The 22315-nt window shown below is 54.1% G+C and carries 17 protein-coding genes; 7 read left to right on the top strand and 10 right to left on the bottom strand.

The annotated features are described in order from the left end of the window. Positions 1–9: 9 nt before the first annotated feature. Positions 10–1551 carry a conjugal transfer protein TraG N-terminal domain-containing protein gene (locus DK870_RS15065; protein WP_161548997.1) on the top strand — a complete coding sequence of 514 codons (1542 nt, stop codon included), beginning with the start codon at positions 10–12 and terminating at the stop codon, positions 1549–1551. A 20-nt stretch (positions 1552–1571) separates the two neighbouring features. On the opposite strand, the gene DK870_RS15060 is transcribed toward DK870_RS15065, so the two are convergent. Then, positions 1572–1937: a DUF3742 family protein gene (locus DK870_RS15060; RefSeq protein WP_161548996.1), complete on the bottom strand. Its 366-nt coding sequence runs from the start codon at positions 1935–1937 to the stop codon at positions 1572–1574. A 456-nt stretch (positions 1938–2393) separates the two neighbouring features. Between DK870_RS15060 and DK870_RS15055 the strand changes: the two genes are divergently transcribed. Beyond that, positions 2394–2723, top strand: a complete 330-nt coding sequence (locus DK870_RS15055) for a hypothetical protein (RefSeq protein ID WP_161548995.1) — start codon at positions 2394–2396, stop codon at positions 2721–2723. A gap of 135 nt (positions 2724–2858) precedes the next feature. Then, positions 2859–3821 (top strand): ArdC family protein, encoded by a 963-nt coding sequence (locus DK870_RS15050; protein ID WP_161548994.1) that lies wholly within the window; start codon positions 2859–2861, stop codon positions 3819–3821. A 133-nt stretch (positions 3822–3954) separates the two neighbouring features. On the opposite strand, the gene DK870_RS15045 is transcribed toward DK870_RS15050, so the two are convergent. Further along, positions 3955–4152: a hypothetical protein gene (locus DK870_RS15045; RefSeq protein WP_032803416.1), complete on the bottom strand. Its 198-nt coding sequence runs from the start codon at positions 4150–4152 to the stop codon at positions 3955–3957. 224 nt (positions 4153–4376) lie between these two features. Here DK870_RS15045 and mobH point away from each other — a divergent pair, with 224 nt between their 5' ends. Then, positions 4377–6095, top strand: coding sequence for a MobH family relaxase (mobH, locus tag DK870_RS15040; protein WP_161548993.1), 1719 nt, complete (start codon positions 4377–4379; stop codon positions 6093–6095). Positions 6096–6185: 90 nt separating this feature from the next. Here the strand turns inward: mobH and DK870_RS15035 are convergent, their stop codons facing one another. The 4 genes from DK870_RS15035 to DK870_RS29690 form a co-directional block, all read right to left on the bottom strand. Continuing rightward, a complete protein-coding gene (locus DK870_RS15035; protein ID WP_161548992.1) occupies positions 6186–6425 on the bottom strand; it encodes a hypothetical protein in 240 nt (79 codons plus the stop codon). Between the two features lie 546 nt (positions 6426–6971). Further along, positions 6972–7610 (bottom strand): hypothetical protein, encoded by a 639-nt coding sequence (locus tag DK870_RS15030; protein ID WP_232000884.1) that lies wholly within the window; start codon positions 7608–7610, stop codon positions 6972–6974. 46 nt (positions 7611–7656) lie between these two features. Further along, positions 7657–8610 carry a hypothetical protein gene (locus DK870_RS15025; protein WP_161548990.1) on the bottom strand — a complete coding sequence of 318 codons (954 nt, stop codon included), beginning with the start codon at positions 8608–8610 and terminating at the stop codon, positions 7657–7659. Positions 8611–8624: 14 nt separating this feature from the next. Beyond that, entirely contained in the window at positions 8625–9080 is a 456-nt protein-coding gene (locus DK870_RS29690) for a hypothetical protein (RefSeq protein ID WP_256679861.1), read from the bottom strand. Between the two features lie 578 nt (positions 9081–9658). Here DK870_RS29690 and DK870_RS29845 point away from each other — a divergent pair. Both DK870_RS29845 and DK870_RS29840 read left to right on the top strand, forming a co-directional pair. Beyond that, positions 9659–11299 carry a hypothetical protein gene (locus DK870_RS29845; protein ID WP_305987040.1) on the top strand — a complete coding sequence of 547 codons (1641 nt, stop codon included), beginning with the start codon at positions 9659–9661 and terminating at the stop codon, positions 11297–11299. Between the two features lie 182 nt (positions 11300–11481). Beyond that, positions 11482–12252, top strand: a complete 771-nt coding sequence (locus DK870_RS29840; protein WP_305987038.1) for a hypothetical protein — start codon at positions 11482–11484, stop codon at positions 12250–12252. A gap of 909 nt (positions 12253–13161) precedes the next feature. Here DK870_RS29840 and DK870_RS15010 read toward each other — a convergent pair. From DK870_RS15010 to DK870_RS14995, 4 genes are all read right to left on the bottom strand, one after another. Further along, entirely contained in the window at positions 13162–15060 is a 1899-nt protein-coding gene (locus DK870_RS15010) for a UvrD-helicase domain-containing protein (protein ID WP_161548989.1), read from the bottom strand. Then, on the bottom strand, positions 15057–17378 hold the full coding sequence (locus DK870_RS15005; protein ID WP_161548988.1) for an ATP-dependent endonuclease: 2322 nt from the start codon (positions 17376–17378) through the stop codon (positions 15057–15059). Before DK870_RS15005 ends, DK870_RS15010 begins: the two co-directional genes overlap by 4 nt. 283 nt (positions 17379–17661) lie before the next feature. Then, positions 17662–19431, bottom strand: coding sequence for an alkaline phosphatase family protein (locus DK870_RS15000; RefSeq protein ID WP_161548987.1), 1770 nt, complete (start codon positions 19429–19431; stop codon positions 17662–17664). 2 nt (positions 19432–19433) lie between these two features. Continuing rightward, positions 19434–20561 carry a DUF4062 domain-containing protein gene (locus DK870_RS14995; RefSeq protein ID WP_161548986.1) on the bottom strand — a complete coding sequence of 376 codons (1128 nt, stop codon included), beginning with the start codon at positions 20559–20561 and terminating at the stop codon, positions 19434–19436. Positions 20562–21093: 532 nt separating this feature from the next. Between DK870_RS14995 and DK870_RS14990 the strand changes: the two genes are divergently transcribed. Further along, a complete protein-coding gene (locus DK870_RS14990) occupies positions 21094–22314 on the top strand; it encodes a HEAT repeat domain-containing protein (RefSeq protein ID WP_161548985.1) in 1221 nt (406 codons plus the stop codon). The last annotated feature ends 1 nt before the right edge of the window (position 22315 follow it).

The following is a 22315-nucleotide window of genomic DNA, read 5'->3' as shown; positions in this document are numbered from 1 at the left end:
GTCACCACCATGCTCATGAGCACCAACAGCTACCTGGAGTTTTACCTCTCCCTGCTGGCCTGGATCATCAACAACGGCCTCTGGAGCGTCCTGTCCGACACTGGACTGTTCGCCGCGCCCTTTGGCGCAATCATTTTGCAAGAATGGTTGTCGGCCCGTCAGCAAGGCGCGGATGAAGGCAACAAGGGCCTGCTCTCGGTACCTCGGATTGAAAACCGGCTGTGGCTGGCCTACATCGTTGTGTTGTTCTGCTGCGCACCGGTCTTTCCGCTGAGCCTCGCCTCAATGGCATTCGACGATGCGGCGAGCCAGCGCTGCGGTGTCAGTGTGGCCAAGCCGGTGGAAACCGCCTGGAGTGCCACCTTCAATACCATCGGCGAACGTTCCGCCAACGTACCGATCTGGTGGTTTCTGGTGCATGCCTTGAGTAAAGGCGTGACCGCTGCGGCCACCGCAGCTATCCCCTGTGCACCGGATATCCGGCAGATGCGCATGGAGATCGACAGTTCGCGCATCGACAACCAGGTGCTGCTGCAAGAAGTCGCCGACTTCTCCCGCGACTGCTATGGCTACTCCCGCTCTCGGCTGTTCACCAACCGTCCTCAGCTGGACAAGGCACAAAGTCACGACGCGTCCTGGATCGGCTCAAGCTATTTTCTCGACGCGCCCGGCTACTACGACACCGATCGCTCACGTACACCGCGAGTCAGTTGGCCGTATGACGAACGCGATGTTTCTTTACCGCGGCTGGAGAATGGCGCGGGCTACCCCACCTGCAAGCAGTGGTGGAGTGATAGCGGTGTCGGCTTGCGCGAGCGCTTGATCCAGCAGGTCGATCCTTCGCTGCTGACTCAGCTGAAAGGTTGGTTGACTGGTCGTTCGAGCAACGAGATCGAGGATGCGACCCTGCGTGAACTGGTCAGCCCGCGCCAGCAATCGCTGTCCATGTCACCCGGACAGGTGTACCAGGACTATGGCTCCAGCGCTCGTGGCGGCTCGATCAATCAGGGGCTTAATAACCTGGCCACCAATACCGGCTTGGCCCTCGGCTCCTTCAGCAACTTCCCGGCGATGAATGCGCTACGCGCCGCCCTGCCGATGGTGCAGGCTTTCCTGATCATGGGCATCATCATCAGCTTGCCGCTGATATTGCTGGTCAGTACCTATCAGTTGAAGACCGTCATGACCGTGACGTTCGCGCTGTTCACACTGCACATGCTGACCTTCTGGTGGGAGTTAGCACGCTGGGTCGACTCCAGCATGCTCGACACCTTGTACAACCAAGTTTCGGCGTCCAATCAGGTGCTGTTGTCGTTGCCCACATCCGGGTTTATGGATGGAACGGTCACGGCGCAGGTGATCGAGTATGTGATGGGGGCGATGTTCATCGTGCTGCCAATGGTTTTTCTAGCCGCCATGAGCTGGGCTGGGTATAGCGTAGGTTCAGGTGTAGAAGGAATGCTCAGCCGGGGAACCCAGGCTGCGCAGACAGCGAGCTCTAGCGGGACCTCTCAGTTGATGAGCGGAGCAAGAATTATTTCAGGTAAATAGGGCTCAAAATAACCACAGGGTTACTTCAGTGAACCCCATTTATCGTACCGCTCAGGCCAAGATGTCCTATGCATTGGATCATCGAGATCATCAATACCTGGAGTGTCTGAATGTTGAACTGGGATAGCTGCTAATGCGACGAATGTGCACATCAGCACAAACAACCAGAAGCTAACAAAAAGAAATGCTCCGAGCAGCGCCAATTGGGCAATCAGAAAACTCCCGCGAACAAGTAATTTACCTGCGGGCATACCTGCCGTCACCGCACGCTCAGCCACACGGGACTCAAACGCTTTCAATTTGCGATACCCACGCTTTACCGACATACCACAGGCGTACGCCCAGCGGTGGGCACGTGAACTCTGAACAGGTTGCTGAATCGGCATGGTCTCGCCCTCTTCTGAGCGTTTTCATGATTGAGACAGGAGTAACAGCCTACTACTGAAATCGGCCCGTGCCTGACCGTTTATCAGCTTGCCCAGCCAAAAAATCCTCACTGGAAGACAGAAGACAAGCCCCATGAAACAACCTCTCCACAGTGATTGACCCAGATAAATCGTCCGGCTAAATACAAGGTACGGATCGCTGTTATCAACAGCACCTGCCCAGGTAGCCAGAACCTTCAAGGCTACACCACTTCGGTGATGGTTCTTCCCCAAGTGCGATTAGCGTTCGGTAGCTCGCACGGTCACCGTTTCTACGGTGGTGAATGCCTACTGCTCTTTTGAGCGTCTTCCGAGCTCCGCTCGCCAGGCAAACCTTCTTGTATTTCTTCAACCCACCGCGGGGAAATTATCTCCCGCACGGGACAGGTTTCTTCGCGTTTTCAACGGAGGCACACCATGTCCGACTCACTTACGCCGGAAGCACTGAACACCCTACAGTTGCCCATTGTGTTTACGCCTGGCGCGTGGCAACGCGCAGTACTGCTCGAGCGCTCAGGTCATCCTGAGAAGCTGCAGGTCGATCGGCTGACCAACATATTGCGCGCAGCCTTCGAGGCTCACCTGGCCTATCCACACGAGCCCTATTTGCTGTTCGAGGTAGCCCACATCGCGTCAACGGGTCATCCACGCCAAAACCCGTTGCTGCAACTGAGCCTAAGCCTGCTCCTAGAGCCAGGCCAGCCTAACGCCTTGCTGATAGCGCTTGCAGGAGAACATCAACGCTAAACGCATACAGTCGTACTCGGCACCCCGATCCACACTCAGACGGTATGCAACCCCTGCATCAATCCAACCATCACCCACCGGGGAACCCTCCCCGACGGGCAAGGCGTTCCTCCGTTTTCTCTCGAGGAAAATGCCATGCGCGATATCTACCAAGACGTGACAGACAAGATCGTTACTGCGTTGGACCAAGGCGTTGCCCCCTGGATCAAACCCTGGTCCTCAAGTGGCTCAGCTTACGTCGGTCATCATCACCCCTACCCCATCAACGCCATCACGCAGCGTCCCTATTCGGGGATCAATTTACCGTTGCTCTGGGCCGAGGCCCGATTGCAGGGGTTCACTCAAGATCGCTGGCTGACCTTCAACCAAGCCAGAAAGGCCGGTGGGCACATCCGTAAGGGTGAGCACAGCACCCTGGCGGTGCTCTACAAGCCAATGGAGCGCGAGGAACAGACCGAGTCAGGCCAACCGGTCCTCGATGAGAACGGTCAACCCAAGGTCGCTCACTTTGGCATTCTCAGGACGCATTTTCTGTTCAACATCGAGCAAACGGAGGGGCTCGAAACGTTCAACGAAACCTTACTCGATACGGACCTGACCGATCCCTTCCTAGCCAACAGTGCTGCGGAAAATCTGCTGTTAAGTTCGGGTGCACACATCGTTCATCGATCTGCCGACGAAGCCTTTTACCAGCCGATCAGGGATCTCATCCAACTGCCGACAAAAGCGCAATTTCACGACGAAGGTGGGTACTACGCCACCGCACTGCACGAGCTGACGCACTGGACCGGGCATCACGCTCGGTTGCAGCGCGAAGGGGTGACGTCAGTCTGTCCGTTCGGCTCGCCAGGCTATGCCTTTGAGGAGTTGATCGCCGAAATGGGCGCTGCTTTTTTATGTGCCTACACCGGTATACAGGGAGAGCTGCGACACGAGGGCTACATCGACTCCTGGCTCGGCCTGCTCAAGGCTGATAAGCGTGCGATCTTTCGCGCCAGTGGTCACGCCCGAAGCGCTTCGGAGTATGTTCTCCACCTGGAGCAGCAACTGAAGCAAGCGGTCTTGGATGACTCACTATGCATGAACGACGGAGCTTAATTGTTACCTCACCACTGCAAACGTTTCACAGGGCCCAACGCGAGTTGAGCCCTTTTTTCTGCGCTCAGAAAAAAGCCCCGCACTGAGGGACTCTGACGCGAAGAACAAGAGAGGCGCGCACACCAGCAGCCTGTCATTCCGTATCCAGGTTCTGCGCCAGAAAATCCACCAGCTCGAGCGGACTACGGCTGTCGATCACCTTGTAAATCAGATCGCGTTTACTGCGCGGCAACTTCTTGACCACGCTCTTCGCCGAGGCCCGGACGGCTTCGTCGGTCCCATGGATACGTGCCGCGAGCAGCAGCACGAGCGTGGCGTCAGTGAGGTTCATGGCAAGACCCAAAAAATATGCACCGCAGTGTACCGACTCTTTTCTTTTCCGTACTAGCCCTCCCAACAAATCGATGCCTAGCGGTATCCATATTTCGATTGCCGCACAAAGGGACACGAGCCAAAAGGACGGGTAAGGGTTGGAAGGGAATGGGAATTCAAGGGTAAGAGCCCTATCCGAAAAGGCTAAAAGGCCACTGACCCAGCCACTTCCCGGAGGTCACGATGCTCAATCTGTTTCGCCACAAAAAGCAGAAGCCCACTCCGCCACCGACCGTGAGCGTCGCCGAAGGTTACCTGCCCGTCGAGTCGGCCCTCAGTTTGTTAGCTGCGGAGCACCGCCGTCAGTTGCTCGATCGGATTTGGCAGTACACCGCCCTCTCTCAAGCGCAATTCACCTGGCTCTATTTAAACCCGATCCATAGCTACGCCGAACAGGTCCAGCAACTTCCAGCCAGCGAGACACACCACCATGCGTATCTCGGCGGCATGCTCGACCATGGCCTGGAGCTGGTCGCTTGCAGTTTGAAACTGCGTCAGTCGTATCTGCTGCCCACCGGCGCCGCGCCCGAAGACCAAGCCGCCCAGACCGACGCCTGGTCGGCGGGTATTGCTTATGGCGCCCTGCTCCATGATATCGGCAAGATCGCCGTGGACCTGCAGGTCGAACGCCAGGATGGCCGTCTTTGGCACCCTTGGCAGGGTCCCCTGGATCAGCCCTACCGTTTTCGCTACCTCAAAGGCCGTGACTACCTCCTGCACGGCGCCGCCGCAGGCTTGCTCTACACCCAAATTCTCGACCGACCTATCTTGGACTGGCTCAGTGGATTTCCGTCGCTGTGGGCCAGTCTGCTGTACGTCCTGGCCGGTCAGTACGAACGCGCCGGCGTGCTGGGCGAGTTGGTCATTCAGGCCGACCGCATCTCCACCGCGCAGAACATCGGTGGCAACCCGAGCAAGGCACTGCAAGCACCGATTCATTCGCTGCAACACCACTTGATCAGCGGACTGCGTCACCTGGTTCAACACGAGCTGAAACTCAACCAGCCGGGTGCCGCAGGTTGGTTGACTCAAGACGCACTGTGGCTCGTCAGCAAGACGGTCACTGACAAGTTACGGGCCTATCTGCTGGCGCAATCGATTGAGGGCATTCCCTCGTCCAACATTGCTGTGTTCGACGAACTGCAATCGCATGGATTAGTCGAGTCGACTTCGGAAGGCAAAGCTATCTGGACCGCGCTCGTCGCACAGGGCAACTGGCAGCAGAGCTTTACCTTTCTTCGCCTACAACCGGCTTTGATTTGGGGGAGCGAAGTCCGTCCCGAAACTTTCAGCGGAACCGTGAGCGTGGCCATCGATGACAATTCGTCTAACGTGACAACAGCGCCCAACGCTATCAGTCCAAGATCAACTCAAAGTCCATCGCTGCCCGATTCACTAGCGATGGAAGATGCTGATGACGACCTCGGAACACTTCTGGACATGTTTGATTTGGTAGCGCCTGGGACCACTGATGCACCTTCAGAAAGCACTTTCGAAAGCTCAAACCCCCCTGCGAGAAATCCCGGTCAGGTATTCCTCAATTGGGTCAAGGAAGGTATCCAGAGTCACAAGCTGATCATCAATGACAGCAAGGCAAAAGTACACACCGTGAACGGGACTGTGTTTCTAGTAACACCGGGCCTCTTCCAACGCTACGCTCAGGAGTTTCCTAGTGTCGCTCTAGGGACAGACCACGAATCTGAAGAATGGCGCTGGGTACAAAAGCAGTTCGAAAAACTGAAGATCCATAGGAAGCGTGACGACGGCCTGAATATCTGGGCATGCCAAGTGCGAGGTCCTAGGAAGAAAACCATCTTGAAGGGGTACCTGATATCTGAGCCGAAACTATTTTTCGAATTGGTACCCCCCGATAATCCTTTTCTTAAAATCGAAACAAATTAAATTTCCGGGGTGCTCCATTGGTCGGAGGTTGAGGGACTACCAAACGGTTCGACGATTCTGTGGAAAGCCATCCAATGGCAATATCGTGGATCAGGAGAGGTTCACTTCTGCCTTTTGATGACTCAAATGCCCCTTTCGCACTTGATCCCCTAGTGCATCGAGGCTTTCTTCATCCTTGCGCAGAACCGTGATCATTCGTTGCAAGGCTTGGGCATCGGGATCATTGCCTGAGTGACTCAGCCTTTCGGCAATACGGGCGAGTTCTACCGCTGACCACTTCAGGTCGGCAGCAATTCCATTCAGCTGCCGTTTAAGCTGCTGATCTTCCATGCTTTACCCTCCTCAAATCTTCTGCTTCAAGCGCACAGACTGCGGAAAAAACATCCCCCTGACAAGTCTGAATTCCTGCTGTGATGACTGCTTCCTCACGATGGAGCTTGAAGCAACCTACCTTCTTTCGGTATGTCGAAACTCCTCAGTACCCCTGTGCGAATCGCAGAGCGCGGCATGCGCGAAATCGATTTGCGCTTGCGAGGGTTGTCTGGCGCACTGCGACCCCCTCGAACCGTAGCTTCTGGACTTCAGGTCAAGTCTCCACTGAAGTGGAACCTTGCCGAGGGCTTATCATGAACCTGAGCTAATTCCCGCGGACTCAACGCCTGGAGCCAATGTCGGCAAGGTCACTTGCCTTGTCGGGCCTTGATTCTGTTGGCCAGCCTACGTGTCGCATTGAGCCCTCCGAGCGTCACCGCGGAGAATCCCTCGATACATGTCATTAAAATGTATGTGGTCGGCATCTAGGAGCAGCTGTTCTGCCCCTCCGTCGGTATGCACATCGACCCCATTGAGACAAGGATGCTCAAGAGCTTCCCTTGCTCACGAAAAGCACATGATCAGGGGATTGATCGCCTCAGGCTTGGACAAGCGGATGCCCTGCTCCACCAGCCAAGTCCCGACCGGCCACACCACCTGGATAACCATCAGCAGTGTGAAGCCCAGGAATGCCCTCAAGAGATATTCATGAGTCATCTTGATCCCAGTGATTTTTCTGTTCACGAGTGGGTAGTTACAGAGGACGGCTATTGATAGCTGTTTGGCGAGAGCCGCTTTGGGGCTGTCTTTTTTCCAGCTCGCGGCGATTTCACCAGGCCCAAGCTGAGTAAACCCAGCTACCTTTAATGTGCTGAATGCCCATGCGCCGGCGCGCAGCAAATACGCAACTGCCCAGGCGAAGACGAAGAGCCCTGTGAAGCCAAGTACCTTACTCAACTTGTCATTCCAAAGGCTTGGCAGCAGGGAGACCAAGACAGGAATAAGTGCCGTGATCGCGGCAAGGTAAATGCCGGCTTTGGCATCAGCACCCTTTCGCCGATCAACCTCAGCATCGAAAAGGCGGCGAGACTCATCAAGCGCAACCTCGCTGTCCTTCGCCCAATTCCCCTGCCTTACCGATGTCCCGATGCTACGCATCCATTCATCATCAGCAGCTTTTTGTGCTGGAGACAGATCGACCACAACCGGCCATGTCCACCGTATTAACCGGTTCAACCGCCCCCACCCATCAGCCATGGGAAATACCGACAAGGTTGTCCACAATAGCGGAAGCGATTGGGTACCCGGTTAGATTCTCAATCCATGCCCATTGGCCGTTCGGGTTGATTTCTAGGAACCACAGTTTGCCTTGTCGGTCGCAGATCAAATCGATTGCCCCGTAGCGCAGTCCTAGACTCGAGACGAGCTCCAGACATTGCCGTTCGATCTCGGCAGGTAGATTGATTTTCTCGTGCCGTAAATCCGGTCTGCTTCCTTGGCGCCAGTCGACTTCGGTCTCGCTGTGTTCCTGCGACCAGATCGCAGTGGCGAAGAGGCGCTCGCCTACTACGGTGACCCTGACGTCATATTTTTTCAAGACCTCGGCCTGGACAATGAAAGGTGCCAATGCCATCGCTTTTGCCTGACCGTCGTCCAAGGTACCAAGGCGCTTGGTGAAGATGACGCGTTCGCGTTCACCAGCCAAAACGGCCTGACGCAACGGCTTGCTAATGGCTTGACCAACCCGGGTAATCTGGCGCGCTGATCCAATGTCGTTGGTGATAACTACGGCCGGCACGTTAAAGCCAATCTCGTGAGCCATCAACAGCTGAAGCGGCTTGTCCTCGGCGATGAAAATCTTGGCAGGAGAATTCAGCCAACAGGCATCCAGACGCGTATAGAGACTCTTTAGAAAGCTGCTCCATTCGGCTTCAATGTAGGCTCGCTCTCCCGGATCGACCACCTCATCAGGCACGATGGGTGCGCCAGGCCGACGGAAGTAGGCGCCCGTCACTTGGTCACCGCGGATGGTTTTGCCATCCAGCGTAATTGACCATGCTGTGCGAGGATGACTATCCATGGTGCACAAGGATTGTGGGAGCAACTCCGTGTTCACGCGAAAGTATGGAATGTTACGACGACGCAACTCGGCGACAATGTAGTCCATCGTGATATCACGACGGTTGGTAACCAATAACAGCATGAGCGCCTCCACCATTAGCCTTCGTAGTACCGGGTATCCAGTCCGAAAGTGGGATCGCCATTGTCGTCGTGCTCCAGTTGGACATTGGTCTTGGTGATCAACTCAAGGATATGAGTGGCTTCGCAGCGGTCGTCGCGCTCGGTAGTCGAATCGGTCTTGGTCACGAGCTGAAGGAGATGGTTTGCTTCCCGAGTGTGCTCGTCATCGCTTTCAACGTTTTGGGCAGTCTTCGTCATCAGTTCCAATTGCCAGGTAGCCTCATCATCCTGCTCAGCATTTACCTTCGTCTTGGTGAGGAGCTCGCTCAACGCCCCTTGAGCGATGATGGGCTTTACGCCCTCCGCGGTATCGACAACCCACATGTCAAGGGCAGTGGAGTAGTAGCCTGGGACCTCATCCTCACCAGTTCGCGTCGTAGCCCCACCCGCCAGAAAAGGCGAGGACGGCAACGTCTTTTCCATTGCACCCATACGTCGAACCTCCGTTGACCTGTCGCAACAGCGCGGCGGGCAGCTGACAGTACCATTAGGCCATCATGACGGTAAATGCGAACGATCGGGGTAGTGGCTGCCTACCTAAAAAAAGAAGCATTTACCCCCCACGATCAAGTCACACCTGGGGTACTGAAACGGGCCGTGCAGATCGGACGGTAAGTTGCGTCTGGGGCGAGGAAGTCACTGTACGGAACAACCTGCTGCATCTTCGAGCCATCTCGAAGGCGTAAGGTTTCCAAAAATTTCAGCTTGATGACGTCCTAGAAGGAAGAGAAACATCAAATAGGATCGCAGCCAAAGCGGCGAGAACAAACGCTACCGAGATCCAAAATAGGCCGGACGCTTGCCTTCCCATCCCATCTCTCCCTCAAGTAGTTTCATGGGGCACGTTAACTTGCCGCCAGAGCCAAAGTGGCGATCGTCCCCTCCTCACGCATGCCTCTTATCTGAGGCCCATTTCCCCAAGTTACATTTTGTTGCCAAGTCCCCAACCAAATACTGGCCAAAAGCCATTCCGCACCTACGCTCACAGATTTAGCCGTGAGATAGGAAGAATGTCGACGATTGAACAAGAGCCGGTAGTGATGGATGACTTTGAGTCTTGGCTAAATGGTCGGCCGAAGTGGCTGCAGACTGCTGCACGCATGATGATCGATGCGAAGCGCCAACTGAACGAAGGGGAAATCAAAGAGCTGTCTAGGCTCTGCCAGCTTGAGGCCAAAGGCCAACCTGATTCAGGATTTCTGAGCATAGTACCTGGCACATTGTCCCAGGCCGCAACCAGACCCCCAGTTAGGATCGATGAAATTCTCGACGTACATGGCCTGAACGCCATCAAGGCTGGAGCCAATCTTCCATTCGGCAGCTCGAACCTCGCTGTCATCTACGGTCAGAACGGCACTGGCAAGAGCGGGTTCGCACGACTACTGAAGCAGATTTGCGGATCTCGTTCCAAGGACGAGATACGGAGCAATGTCTTCGATCCTAACCCCACGGAATGCCGTGCTCACTTCAAAGTCTCAGTGGACGGAAACTCTGTTGATGTCCATTGGGACATCCCAAGCGGCCCTCACAAAGCTATGAGGCAGGCCCAGATCTTCGACAGTAAAGCCGCTCAGCAATACATGGGGCGAACTGAAGCTTGCTACGAGCCAAGCCGCATGAAATTTGTGTCGGCGCTCATCACCACCGCCGACGCAGTAAACGCGGAGCTAACTAGGGAGAAGGATCTACTGAAGGGAGCCCTCCCTGCCGTGCCTGGCTCCCTCTCTTCCACTGCCGAGGCGAAATGGTTGCAGACACTCAAAAGTACGACTACAGCGTCGAGCATAGACAAAGAGTGCCTTTACACCGAGGAGCTTGATCGTGAGCGAATCGAGAAAGAAGCACTCCTCGCCGAGAAGGATATTTCTGGCCGACTCCAGGCTATAGGCAAAGAAAAAACCGCACTGAAAAGCATCGAAACGACGATGTCGACCCTCCAGCTAGGATCGAACGATGCAACTGCGCTCGAGCTAGTCGACTTGAACGACAAAGCCGTGAAAGCACGAAAAGTCAGTGAAGAGGCTGCGACAGCTATTTTTGGGAAAGCAGAGCTTGAGGGTGTCGGCTCAGCAACCTGGCAGCAGATGTGGGAGCACGCTCGCGCGTACTCCACCGCCGCAGCTTATCCTGAGTCGGCTTTCCCAAATGTCTCACCTGACTCACGATGCGTGCTTTGCCACCAAAACCTCGACGATGCAGCAAAGGCACGGCTGGCTGGGTTTGAAAAGTTTGTCACCGACGGCCTGGAAACAGCCGCAAAGAAAGCTGAAACAGCTCTAGCCGATCGTAAGCGTCGTATCCCTGCCCTTCCTTCCCAAGCGGATTGGCTCGTCCATATGTCCACGCTGGGCTTCGAGAAGGCGGAAGCCGAATCTTGGCTCAGCTTGCTGAAGACGCGCCTTGAACGACTTGCACAAGGTACCCCTCTGGACGGCCAGCAACCTTTTGACTGGTCAAAATTAACGAGGCGGCGAAGAAGAAATCCGCGACCTTGGCTACTGAAGAAGCAAGCTTGGCAGCCCTGCAGAAGGATGAGCATCGCCAGGCCATGCAGCAGCGAGTGCAAACGCTTCAAGCTAAACAATGGCTGTCGCAGAACAAGTCTTCGATCGCGGCCGAGAAAACCAGACTCACCGCAGTGGCATCCCTAGACAAGGCATCACGCTCGGCAGCAACGAACTCGCTGACCTCTAAGAAAAACGAGCTTGCCAAGACAGAGTTGGATGCTGGCTATCAGACTCGGTTTGTGAACTAGCTGAAGCTCTTGGGAGGTCGTCGCATTCCCGTATCGCCGCAGAGCAAATCTGGGGGTAAAGGAAAAATCACATTCGGATTGAATCTGGTGGGAGCTCATGGCGCACATGGCCCAGAGTACATTCTGAGCGAGGGCGAGACACGGATAGCTGCACTCGCTGCGTTCCTGGCGGATACAACGGGCTCCAACCAGCTGGCCCCCTTCGTTTTCGACGACCCGATCTCTTCACTCGATCAGGATTTCGAAGAGAAAGTCGTGGAGCGCCTGGTGCAGCTATCGCATACAAGGCAGGTCATCATTTTTACCCACCGTCTGTCACTGGTTTCTTTGGTGGATTCCGTCACGGACAAATTGTCCAAAACTTCCGGCATGCCTACCGTGAAGCCTACACTCACCTCTCTTCGCAGGATGGACAAAACCGCCGGCATCGTGGCTACTCAAAGCGCCCGAGACGCCAAACCAGCTAACGCGGTGAAGGGCCTGATCGACCACACGATCAAGCGCCTGAAGAAGCACCAGGAGAATGCCGAAGTCGATAGCTATGAGGTGCTCGCAAAGAGCGCTTGTAGTGATTTCAGAATCATCGTGGAGAAAACGATCGAGTTCATTCTGCTGGCAGATGTGGTGGGCCGCTTCCGCCGCGCGATCAATACCCAGGGCAAGCTACATAAGGTTGCCAAGGTAACCACTGATGACTGCTCATTCATTGATGATCTGATGACCCGCTACTCCGTATTCGAGCATGCTCAATCAGAAGAACTGCCGAGCAGCGCGCTTGAGCTGGCGGTGTTTGAGGCTGATGTTACAGCGTTGCACAACTGGATAGCTGAGTTTTCGGCGCGTAAGTAAAAGCGCTTACAGTCTAGCCAGAACCGGGCGTGCGACCTGGTTCTGGTCAGGCTCTAGCATGACCGCATAATGCGGGGTACTAGAAAGATTAGACGGCAACAATTCCAAACACCATACCAATTCCTATCAGGCTATCAGCGATGATCTCCCGAATGGCGGTCGTCTCAACGAAGTAACACGGCTACGAGTTCGATGGTGAAGCGCACCGCGACGGATATTAGCCTGCCGAGATTACCCCGAGCAGTTCAATACGTTCATTGATCTCTGCGATCATTCGTGACAATCGGTTCTATGACAGACGCGGCCCTGCTTCCGGCCATTCCGGCCATTCCGGCGTGGATGTACACTGAAGACCATCCTGTGCCACCTCTGTACTGTCAGAAATCGCCATCCGCGATAACTCGTGTACGACGCGCGAGTGGGGCAAAACTGGGGGCACATCAAGATTCTGTCAAGCTGAAAACACCGCGATATAGCCATGTCAAAATGTTTTTCGGCGACCCTGAGAGTCTTTAGGCGGCGCCGGATAGACTGTTTATCTGATCATTTTTGCCTTTCCACAAACCGTGGAGCTCCATTCACTTCCAGTGGATTGCTACATTGGGGGCACATCTGAGGGCATGCTTTGGATGGTTTGAAAAGGATGCCCCCAGCCTGAAGTCCAACAGCCCTTTTTCGGAAAAGTCATACGCTACTGCTCGCAAACCACCATCGCACCAACTGTTTTGATCATTAGCAATAGAGTGTAGGCTCTACTCTACTAGTCTCGATGTCTGTTCTAAACCGATTGTCGTAACCAGTGATGGGCAGCTATATTGGGTCGACATGAGTCAGTCGCCGTAAGCGGCAGTCTACCGATGCCGTTCAGTCATGAAAGGCACAGGCAATGAACGCGGAAACAATCCAGAGCTAAGTTAGAGCGGCTTCCAAAGCATACTCATCCACGATGTCGCCAGACTCGAAGATTCCGGTCTCGGCGATTTTTGCTCGAGCATTTTCGATGTCCTGCACGAACATGACGACAGCGAGATCCCTAGTCGCTCGGGAACAACACACGTAGAAAAGCCTTCTGGTGCGATCCATCACGCTATCCTTGCCCTGCGCAAAGTTTTCTATATCAGTATCTGAGGGCTCCACAATGCCGAAGTACTTTTCGTAGGAGAACTGCCTTTGCCCCTTGCCCTCTTCGTCATCTATGAGCACCAAAACTCGTTCAAATTCCGCCCCTTTCACTCCCTGCTGGGTCGCAAACGGTGAAAGATCTTCGAGGTAGTGACGATAGCCAGCCAATTCACCGACACCGCAACGTAGGAAAGCCGACACTGCAGGGATCTCCGGATCATCATCGTCGGCTGCGCGGTCTGGGCCCAAATATTTTTCCCACGCTTCGTCCAGCTGCAGCAGACCTGCTGCCTGGGAGTGAACGAGCACGTCCTGCATTAATGCATCGCTCGAAAAAATGAGTCTGGCCAACTCTGTTGTGGATACTTGCAATGCCCGAAGCACCGCTACCGGATCGCCACCGACAAGAGCCGTTGGCTGTAGTAACGGACATTCCGAACGCAGGAAATTCATGACGTCGAGCTTTCGGTTTTCTGAAACCGCAATTGCCAAGGGTAGCAAGTAACTCAGAAACGGCCGCAGTGGCCATGCGGTGCCGTCCTTGAGACCCTCCTTGATGGACGGTGGTGCTTCGTTGTCATTCAAAGCAGCGTAAAGATTAGGAAAGCCGAGCCTCGCCGCTGCCATCCGATGCACGACCACCAACACTCGGAAGTCAGCGGCAGAGTCATCACTCACCCAATGATCGTCTTCGTTCGTACGCCGCATCCATTCACGAACTTTGTCTAGCTTCACTGAGCGATGGTCATCCGCTCTCAGTAGGAAGAAGCGTGCAGATCCCATGACAGGTTCAGGATTGCCGTCAACCCAGTTCATCCGGCCTCGTGTTTGACACAAACCGTCATCGGGCTCCCGGATAGCATTCACTACTTGGAGCACTCGTTGCGGACACCTGAAGTTTTCGGGCTTGGTGATTTGCTCCCAGCCTGCGGCCGTCTCGATGACTCCAACACCGTCAAGGTAGATTTTTTGCATGGGATCGCCAAAAAATCCAAGGCAGAATTCCACAGGAGTCGTCTCGGCAATCCTTCTAAATGCAGCCACTACTTCCGGACGCGTGTCTTGGCTTTCATCAATGAAGAGGACTGGATACCTGCTGGCGATGACATCACGAAGCAACTGACTATGCTCGATTAGCTCGACCGCCGCCGAAATAACGTCGAAGTGCCCGAGTACACCTCGTCCGAAATCGCTTCCCGCGCCGTAGTTAAAATGAGTCAAATGCCTTACGGCCTCAAGGTGACGCTGGTAACGCGCGATATCTTTCACGAGCCGCTCACGAGTTGCTGCCCGAGTCCTAGGCTTGTCGTGATGTTGTTGCGCCTCGGCGATTTTCTCGTGGATCCTAGCGATGACCCAAGCCTTCAAATTTACTTGGAATGGCCTAATTACCGTCCACAGAAAACTATGAATCGTCGACACGTGGAACAGCGGATCGTTACCTACGTCACCCCAGATTTCCTTGACCGCTACTTCAGTGTAGGTAATGCAAGCGACTCTCTGACCACGCACGTTGAGTTTTAGTCTTCGCGTCTGGCCGAGGTGCGCAAGGGCTTTTACCAGCGACGTCGTCTTCCCAGAACCCGCGCCGGCAACCATGACAAAGCTGCGTTGAGGACGCTGGTCCAAGCACATTCGCAATTCAATATCTGCTTGAGTATCCGGCTGACCGATACGTGCAGTCATACGTCGCCTCCGTTGAGAGGTTCTTCCACCGCAGCTACTGCGGGCGGTGGTGGGGCGACCAGATCCTCCAACCAACGAAGACCGTCCGAAATGTAATTTGGCACCGCCCATGCAGACGGCTCTTGAGCCAGCAGCCCGAGAGCGAAATCAGTTTTACGAAAACTTGAGCTTTTGACCTTACGGTAGAGGCGCTCCGCAATACCTTCGATTTCCAGATTGTTGGAACCCTTGATGCGTAGGCCAAGATCCTTGCGGTCCAGGTGCTGCGTCCAGGTTAGATTTTGCAGTGCGAACGCTTCCTCCAACGTCCTACCTGTCCTCACTTGAGTCGCCCCGCTCCACACCGCCTCTACAGGTGTCTGGTAGGCAACGCGCACGAGGGCGCCGCCTTCTTCATCTCGGAGTTGAGTGCGCTGTTCGGCAGTCGCAGCCAGCAGATCGTCAATCGTGGTGTGCCCCGGCAGCCACTTGATCAACATCTGGTTTGAAGTAAGAGCTCCTGCTTCATGAACCATGCACGCCTTGCGCCCTGTACGTCTCGCTTCAGCCTCTTCAGCTTCCTCATTGTCGTCAGGCTCTGCATCCGCTGGATCCTCATCAACCGGTACCTCGCCGTTTGCGGGTAAAGCGCCCCCTGCGGGCGGCGAAACACTGTCAATGTCGGTCACGATCAGAGAAGTGAGCCCTAAGAAATCAATGAGGCCTTTGAATCGATGGCCGAACGCGCCACCCACTTCTAAAACGCTCAAATAGTTCGACTGAAGTCGAGGTGCAGCTTTAGCAATCATTTGCGGCATCAGTAGCCGCTCGACGTTCCCTTCAACCAAAATGGCCGCATCAGCGAAGAACAGGTCGCAGTGAGTTAGCCTAAGGTATCGCTCAAGGAAATCCCTAGTGCGGTCATTTGGGTCGTTAGGATCTACGGTAGCCTCATAAAAAGCTGTCATGCTGAGCACTTGAGATTGCTGTATGCCGGCATCCGCTACTCGCCGAAAATACCGAATAGGTTTAAAGCCTCGCTCGTAAAGGACGTGAGGCGAGTGCGTCGAGACTACAAGCTGACTTGTGCAATATGGGGCGTCTTCCTCGGGCACGGCAAGGATGTCTAACACCTTCCGAATGAATACCTGCTGCAACTGAGCATGGAGATGCGCCTCCGGTTCTTCTATGAAGATCAGGTGGAGTGGTGGGCGGTTTTCCTCAATGTCCAACCATCGACCATGAACATCGAGCAGTTCAACAACCATATAAATCAGGTTCTTGAAACCGAGGCCGTTGTACCTATCAGGCAAGGTTGCAGTGACCTCTGCTGCTCCGAGAGCGCCGAGCGCGTAGTGAACACGTGCCCCTTCATGGCTACTCAGAATGGTCGCAGGGTTCAATGCAGTCTTGATCAGCAGCCGAGGATTATTGACCCCGGGATAGCCCAGATCGGCCAAACGCTCCAAAGTCGGACCGAAGACACGCTCCAGGTGGTCATTCAGCAGACTCTCGGACTGGTATAGTGCGCGCTGAGCGTCATAATCCTCGCCGCGCTTCTCAAGGTTCCGTTCATAGAAACGACTCAAACAACGGGAGAGATCTTCGGATCGAGATCCAGCATTGGAGTCGGACAGGTGACGCTGGGCATGCAAACAGTCGACCTTTACCAGGCTACCCAGAACATCCCTGCCGCTACGACCCTTATCAGGAAGCAGGCGTAGAGGCACGTAACCATCAAGCTGTTTAAAACCAGCATCAAATCCGGCGCTATCGAGTATGTAGTAGCGCAATTCGAAATCACGCCTTAGCCTGTCACCTACGGTGTCTGCAATGAAGTCACAAAGGTCACGCGGTCGCGGGTTGTACCCGTCTTGCGCAACGGCTGGTGCCACGCCTTCCCCTGCTGGCTGCAACTGAGCACGTCGCGCGCCGGCCCGTGCTTCTTGGAAACTGCTTCTCAGGAGGCCGGCATCTGCTGCGGCGAGTTCCACTCGAATACCAACCCGGGCACCTTGCCACTCTAGGCTAGGTAACAGATCTACAACTCGATGCAGATCGGCTGGCGTGACGCGAAACCAGATGTCGAGGGAGATGGTTGGCAGTTCGACTCCGGCCGCCCCTTCTCCGAAAGCGTTGATGGCATCCCAGCATTCTGAGCTGAAATCATGGAGGGTAAATCGATCCTTCGAAGCTGAGGTAAAAAGCTGCAAAGCGTGCGCCGCAGATGTTTTACCGCTGTTGTTGGCCCCAACAAATATTGAAATATCGGACGCCAAATCAATGCGAGTATCCTTCAGACGACGGAAATTACGCACCCAAACGGTCTCAATATGCATATCACTCCGCTCCCTGAAGATAGTTTTTTAACACTGAATGAGTCGCTTCCTTGTTTTTAGACGCACCAGGTAATTTAGTTGGGTGCACAGGCCCTCTGACCAATGTCCGCTTCTGGCCGAAACCTGCGGTTATCAGCACGCAACGACAGCGTCTTACCACCTATGAACCCAAGTCGAAAACTATTAAGGCGTGCACTAGAAAAATGAAATGGCCAATCTAGAAAACTGTAACGGACAACCGGAGTGCCCCGACCACTTAAAACCATCAGGCCCGCTGCGCCCTTCACAACTGAAACGGCTGCACCGCCTGCAAATGATTCGAAAATCCCGAGTCAGTCTCACACCGCCACGTCGCCCACAACTTACACCCCTTCCCTTCCCCCACATCCAACTCGAACGCCAGCCAGTTCCTGGCGGGCATCATGTAACGGTTAGATCCCGGAAAAAGCATCATCTCAACGCAATGCTGCACATCAATCGACTGAACCTTACTGGCGGTCTGGTTCAACAGCTGAAGGAAAAGCCATTCCGATACCCCTATCAGCGAGGGATGAACCACACCGGAAGAGGTGAACTGTTGAACCTGCGCCCAGTTGGAGGTCGGAGGAATATCCCGGCGATAGCAGCTCCCCCAAGCCGCCACATGCACATCCCCAGAGGCAATCGACACGCGTAGCAGCTTTTTCTCAGCAGCGCGTGTTAGCGTCTCCAGAAGCCGCTTACGCTCACCCTCGTGATCTCCGTGCGACCAATGATCCTTCAAATCATCGGCATTGCTGTCGAGCACGTGATCCTGGCCAAACGTATCAAGCAACCCCTCAGCCAACGACAACTTAGGATGTGCCACAGGCACGGATGACATGAAAATCAAATGCTGACACTTGCTACCTGGGTGAGCCGGCTTGCCATCGCGAAGCGTGTCGAGCCAGTCCTGCATCGCACTCCAGCTTCTCTCACCAAGCACCTGAGTGCGGGAGCGCTCCGTACGTAAATCCCCGACATACAAGGACACAGGTCCTATGTGATGAGCAAAACTGAACCCTGGCTGATTATCGAGAAACGGCAGCGCCAATGGATCGCCCGCGAGCTCCACACTCCACTCGATTTGCTCAAACTGCGGATCCTGTTTTGAAATATTCACCCGCTGTTGCTGCGCCAGCAATGGCGGCAAATCTTCAAGCGCGTGCTGAAGCTGAAAGACCCAAAACGCCTGGCGAGCACAACGCATCAACACTTGGAACACCGAACAGTGCTGCATCTCGGGACTATAGGAACCCCAGCCATCGAAGATGTCGTGGTCATCCCACATCATCACCGTTGGTATACGCGCCATGGCATCAGCCGCATCCAGGTTCGGCAAACCCTTGCCCCAGTCGCGACGCGTCTCCGGTAACCAGCGCGTGGCATAGAGCTCGAAATAATACGACTCGATCTCCTGCTCAAGTGCAGCATTCACTTTGAATTTCAGCTGGTCCTTACGCGACAACCCGACCCATTGCTTGAGAGGTTTGACATCCTCCCAAATCGAGTCGAAGTAGATCTGATCCCCACCCATTAGCAGCAAGTGGAAGCGCTTCAGATGTTTGTCATGGATTCGGCTTTCGTGCCAAAGCTGTTCTTTGTCCAGCTCAAAACTATTGGGACGCAGTTCACTGTCATGATTTTCGATTAGATCTGCCCAAACAGCATTTTGAGGTTTGGCCAACTTGCGCATTGCAGCCGGATCCGAAAAGCCATTGCATGAGACATACGCCATCCTGGGCGCATAGTCTTTCCCGGGCACAGAGAACTTCCATCTAAAATTTTCCCCCACCAAACCAAACTCTACGACCCGCTCCTCTTTCTGGAGAGCGCAGCTCAGGTCATAACGAAGGATGGTTTCCTTACGCCCCGCCAACAGAACCACAGGGACTGGGCATGCTTTCCCTTCGATAGAGAGTTGGGGTACCGGCGAACCAGTGGTGATACCGATCAACGCAGTGACCCTCCATTTCCCAGCACTGATTCCTCGAAACGAAAGCACGGGCCCCACGGTGAAAAGCGACTTGGCCATCCTTAATATCTCCCCTGATATTCAGCAGCGATTACCCTGACGATCTTGGCGCGCGAAGCGGCCCTCTTCGCCAAGATGTCAGCCTCGCCGGTTTGATCCAGCCACTCCATGAATCGTTGAAGGGCATGGCGGGTTTGTGATTCATCACGACAATTTGCCAGGAACGCAAATTGCACTTTCTGTACATCGTCCGCGACGAAAATGCCGAAGGAACCACTGACCACAGTGGCATCGGCGAAGCCTAGTAACGCGGTCGCCTGCGTCTCTGTTGCACCTCGATGACAGGCAATCAGATGCAATGGCCCAACTGCGGTTTTCAAAGCATCCGCATGAAGGTGATCTCGTAAGAAGGGTTTACCGACAAGCTCGCGCGCAGCAGCAACAGTGAATGCGGCCGGGATGGCGTGAACCAGAACCGCGACTTTCGCGCCGGCAATGGGAACAACGACGGCAGTCTCGCTTGAAGGTGCATCTGTCCCGGTAAGCGCTCTCAACAGAACGGATTCCATGGCGCGTTTGCGCTGACGGAAATCGAGACGGGTCCAGTCCAGCGCCTGCCCCATGTCAAAACACGTAGAGGCCGCTGCCGTAACACCTCGCTGGGTGAGCACAACCAGAGCATCAAGAAGCGCTTCATGCACCCGAGTGCGCAATTGCTCGACAGTGGAAACAGTACCGCCTCGAAAAGGCGTCTGCAGCGAGACAAAATCCTGGAACAGTTTATTGCGTGCAGTCTCTGCGTCCTGCCCTTCACCCACCGGAATATTCGGCATAGCAATAAGGCGCACCTTGCCGCGGGTGGTGGCCAGGCCTTCCATGTATTCAGCGTGGCAAATGCCAATGTCGCCAGCACGCTTGGCCCAACCTGCATTGCCATTGGACAACACAAGCATCACATCGCAATCACGAACAGCCTGTAGACATGTATCCCAGCTATCGTCCATAGCATCGGCGGGAGGAGCGTCTTCATTGATCCAGACTTCAAACACTTGCTTGCCGAACATCTTTGTACCTTCAATCTCGCGCTTGAGTTGCTCTCGAATTGAGCTAAGGGTGTGATTGCTATCAATGGGGAAACAGTCGTTGCAACGACTCGAAAGCATGACCTTGATTTTTTTGGACTGGGCCATCCTTGCTCCTAAACCTCAACCAGAGGCTCTAACGGCTCTGTGACGAAGGTGATCCTTGCGCAACAAAAGGTGAGCCGCGCGGACAGTCCTCCTAGAACAGCACATAAGTAGCAAAATGCAATTATTTGGACATCGCGTTACCAGCACCACTCCCAGCATTTGTAACGAAACATGTCGAACATGAGATGGATTTTGAGCCATGACAATTTGGCGAGCCAAAAGTACCCATCTAGACGCTGTGTGCTCCCAACTGTGTAAGGGGCAGCTTCGCGGTGGCAGCAAAAAATTAAATTGAAAACCTGCAACCTTTTCAAGAAGAAAGCAGTAACAAACACCTTTTCTAGCATCGGCCAATTAGCTGGAAAAATGTTATACAAATGTAAATCTTCTGTACAACAGCCCACTTCTGCCATTACTGGACAAGTATCTAGGTGCCGACTAGCGTTGATCCACCACCACTTTAAGCACATGCACTCATTGGGTTGTTGAGTCTAGTGGTCGCTCATTTGCAATCAGCAATCCCGGAGTAGCCATGAACGACAAGTTAGAGCCCGATAAACGGTCAGTCGAGACAGGTCCTATTTTTTACTCAGCCCTAGTTATGGGGTTGATTATGATCGGGATAGGCACTTTTTTTGAAGTAATGCACCTTGGTAACTTTACATTGAAAATTTTCATGTTCTGTACGGGGCTAGGAATAATTCTTGGTGCTTTTGGCTCTAAGGCCTGCGTCACCCTACCGGGCCAATCAATGACGATCATTGGGTGTGCGGCACTCGCAGTCGGCATATTTTTTATAATTTTGGACCGCATGGACGGGCGTTACCTACGTATAAAAATAGAGGGGGACACTAGAGAGGCTACGATGGTTTTCGAGGGCGACAACGATTTTTTTGGGTCCCGATTGAAAACCAGTTATGACTTTGTAGTTTTCGACAAGGACATTGTTCGAAAAAAATTGGCCCTCATCGTCAACATTGGTGATAGAGAACAAATATTTAGCTGCATTGATGCTGCGTTGTTAAGTCCACATCTAGGATCAGGAGATACCCTTCAATGGGTTTACAACTCCCAGGATGCAAGCCTAAGCGACGTGACGAATAAAGTAATTGCCAAGGTTGGCCCATGTCCCAGTGGGACCAGTACGGGCGTTGTCGTTGAAGTAATGCCGGCTATTGATGGTTCGTCTTGGTCGCTTTTGCAAACGGCTTATGCGGATGAGGAAACTCCAACGGTTGATGAATTAATCAATAATTTGAACTCCGACAGCACTTATGTGAGGCGCGATGCTCGCTCTGAGCTCGGGAAAAAAGGAATGCCCGCTGCAAGACCCCTGTTGACGAAAGTACAGAGCACTGACAGTACCTATCGAACAAAGCTTGGTGCGCTTGTGTCCCTCGATGAAATTGCTCAATCAAATGCTGGCCAAAGCGGAGCACTGAAAGCAGTTGTTGAAGAAGACGATTTGAAGGCTCTGACCAAAGCGTCCGCAAGTGACGACGGCACGGTGCGATCCTACGCAACCAATGTCCTAGTCAACTTAAAGGATCCGCGTGCTATTCCTTTGATCATTCAACAGTTTCCAGAATCAAGCGAAGACGGCCAACGTAACCTGCTAGTGGTCCTTAGCCAGACGGTTCCCCTTGCCGATGAGGAACAGAAACAATCCGCGGCTGAAATTGCTACATCGGTCGAACCGAAAGATGAGGCTACGTCGGTGCTGATTAAATCTATTCAGGCTGCGGCCGAGTGAA

The sequence above is a fragment of the Pseudomonas sp. Q1 genome (assembly GCF_009935975.1).
In the GTDB taxonomy this organism is placed as follows: domain Bacteria; phylum Pseudomonadota; class Gammaproteobacteria; order Pseudomonadales; family Pseudomonadaceae; genus Aquipseudomonas; species Aquipseudomonas palleroniana.
Note: the sequence above shows the minus strand (reverse complement) of the source record. Positions and strands in the feature narration are given on the sequence as shown.

Bases quoted from the DNA above. Each gene is read 5' to 3' on its own strand.
- DK870_RS15065 (WP_161548997.1), top strand. From the start codon at position 10: ATGCTCATGAGCACCAACAGCTACCTGGAGTTTTACCTCTCCCTGCTG.
- DK870_RS15060 (WP_161548996.1), bottom strand. From the start codon at position 1,937: ATGCCGATTCAGCAACCTGTTCAGAGTTCACGTGCCCACCGCTGGGCG.
- DK870_RS15055 (WP_161548995.1), top strand. From the start codon at position 2,394: ATGTCCGACTCACTTACGCCGGAAGCACTGAACACCCTACAGTTGCCC.
- DK870_RS15050 (WP_161548994.1), top strand. From the start codon at position 2,859: ATGCGCGATATCTACCAAGACGTGACAGACAAGATCGTTACTGCGTTG.
- DK870_RS15045 (WP_032803416.1), bottom strand. From the start codon at position 4,152: ATGAACCTCACTGACGCCACGCTCGTGCTGCTGCTCGCGGCACGTATC.
- mobH (WP_161548993.1), top strand. From the start codon at position 4,377: ATGCTCAATCTGTTTCGCCACAAAAAGCAGAAGCCCACTCCGCCACCG.
- DK870_RS15035 (WP_161548992.1), bottom strand. From the start codon at position 6,425: ATGGAAGATCAGCAGCTTAAACGGCAGCTGAATGGAATTGCTGCCGAC.
- DK870_RS15025 (WP_161548990.1), bottom strand. From the start codon at position 8,610: ATGCTGTTATTGGTTACCAACCGTCGTGATATCACGATGGACTACATT.
- DK870_RS29690 (WP_256679861.1), bottom strand. From the start codon at position 9,080: ATGGGTGCAATGGAAAAGACGTTGCCGTCCTCGCCTTTTCTGGCGGGT.
- DK870_RS29845 (WP_305987040.1), top strand. From the start codon at position 9,659: ATGTCGACGATTGAACAAGAGCCGGTAGTGATGGATGACTTTGAGTCT.
- DK870_RS15010 (WP_161548989.1), bottom strand. From the start codon at position 15,060: ATGACTGCACGTATCGGTCAGCCGGATACTCAAGCAGATATTGAATTG.
- DK870_RS15005 (WP_161548988.1), bottom strand. From the start codon at position 17,378: ATGCATATTGAGACCGTTTGGGTGCGTAATTTCCGTCGTCTGAAGGAT.
- DK870_RS15000 (WP_161548987.1), bottom strand. From the start codon at position 19,431: ATGGCCAAGTCGCTTTTCACCGTGGGGCCCGTGCTTTCGTTTCGAGGA.
- DK870_RS14995 (WP_161548986.1), bottom strand. From the start codon at position 20,561: ATGGCCCAGTCCAAAAAAATCAAGGTCATGCTTTCGAGTCGTTGCAAC.
- DK870_RS14990 (WP_161548985.1), top strand. From the start codon at position 21,094: ATGAACGACAAGTTAGAGCCCGATAAACGGTCAGTCGAGACAGGTCCT.